1 protein-coding gene and 1 pseudogene are annotated in these 1,514 nt (G+C 70.7%); both read right to left on the bottom strand.

Annotated features, from left to right (window positions below):
* Window positions 1-515: pseudogene (locus RIF68_RS36330) on the bottom strand (phage tail protein); the annotation flags it as partial.
* Between the two features lie 75 nt (window positions 516-590).
* Window positions 591-1,514 (bottom strand): tape-measure protein (locus RIF68_RS36325; RefSeq protein WP_309056030.1); only part of this gene is annotated, 924 nt, incomplete at its 5' end.

Here is a 1,514-nt window from a genome sequence, read left to right as displayed (position 1 = left end):
GTGGTGCTGGAGATCTGCTCGTTCACCGCGTACCGGCGCGGGTCGGAGGCCAGCCACTGCACCGACATGCGCGAACTGCCCTGGGTGGCGAAGCCCTGGTCGGCCGGGACCACGCGCTGGGCGATACGGGCTCGGACGGTGAGCAGCTCGCCGTGGAGCCGGACGGTCAGCCAGCGCTCCTCGTCCAGCAGGGCGAGCGCCTGGCGCAGGGCGCGGACGGCCTCGGCCGTGCCGCCCTGCTCCGGCATGAGCACGATCGTGCCGCCGATCTTGCGCGGCTTGGCGAAGCGCGCGCCCGGCCAGGCGCCGTGCGAGGTCGGCCGGTCGGCGTCGGAGGAGTCGTACTCGGGCAGGTCCTCCCAGCCCGACAGGCCGGACTTGTCGACGGCGAAGGGAGTGCCGGGCCCGATGAGGAGCCCGGCCCACTGCACCTGCCCGTCCTGGGTGATGAGCGAGCCGGGCGCGAGGTCGGCGGTGTAGGAATTTCCGGCGTACGGGGGAGTGGTCTCGGCCATGGGGCCGTCACCTCACTTCGGATGGGGTCAGCGGTGGGCGGGTCGTGCGCTCCGTGGGGTGCTGCGGCGGGTCGCTCAGGAGGCCCAGCGGAGGGCGGCGGCCCGCTCCCGGGTGTTCACCCGCTGGTGAGCGGTCATGAGGAACAGGAGGTCCTCGGCGGTCGCCCGCGGCCCGGCCCCCTCCACCTCGCGGAACTCCCGCACGCGGTGCGGTGGCGGCGGCGGCTCGGTGAGGGCCGGGACCCGCCGGTTCTCCAGCTGCGACAGGGAATCGATGCGGTAGTCGTCCGGGGTGCCGGGCGAGACGATGCCGCCCTCGGCCAGCATCGGCAGCTTGTCGAGTTCGACGCCGAACTTCTTGCCCGTGAGCGGGATTTCGAAGCTGAGCTCGTTGAGCCCGTCGATGATCCAGTTGGCGAAGGCGATCAGACCGTTGATCGGGCCCTTCACGACGCCCAGCACCGTGTTCATCGCGCCCTCGATGAGGTCACCGATCCCGGTCAGCGACTTGCTCACCGCGTCCTTGGCGGTGCGGAAGAACCCGGGGATCTTGTCGGTGATCCAGGAGACGACCGGCCTGACGGCGTTCTTGATGCCGCCGAACGCCCGGGAGGCGATGCCGCGCAGCGCGTTCGAGGCGGACCGGACGGCGGAGCCGATCCGGGAGATCCCGCCGATGGCCGCGCCGACGACCCGGAGCGCCCCCTTGAAGACCGTCTGCACGGCCTTGAAGTACGTGCTCACCGCCTTGCCGATGGCCTTGATGACCGGCTGCAGGAACTTCCAGACCGCCTGGAAACCCTTCAGCGCCTGCTGGAACACCTGCCGGATGATCCGCCGGCCCGTCTCGGAGTGGACGGCGAACTCGATCAGATACGCCGCGATGGGCACGATCAGGCCGACGAGGAAGCCGAGCGGGTTGGCCCGCATGGCGACGTTGACGCCTGTCATGGCGACCGAGGCGATGGTCATGACGGTGCCGAAGGTGCCCATCATCTG

Origin of the sequence: Streptomyces sp. (genome assembly GCF_031178505.1) — a bacterium.
In the GTDB taxonomy this organism is placed as follows: Bacteria; Actinomycetota; Actinomycetes; order Streptomycetales; family Streptomycetaceae; genus Streptomyces; species Streptomyces gulbargensis.
This window is presented reverse-complemented; position numbering and strand designations above follow the sequence as displayed.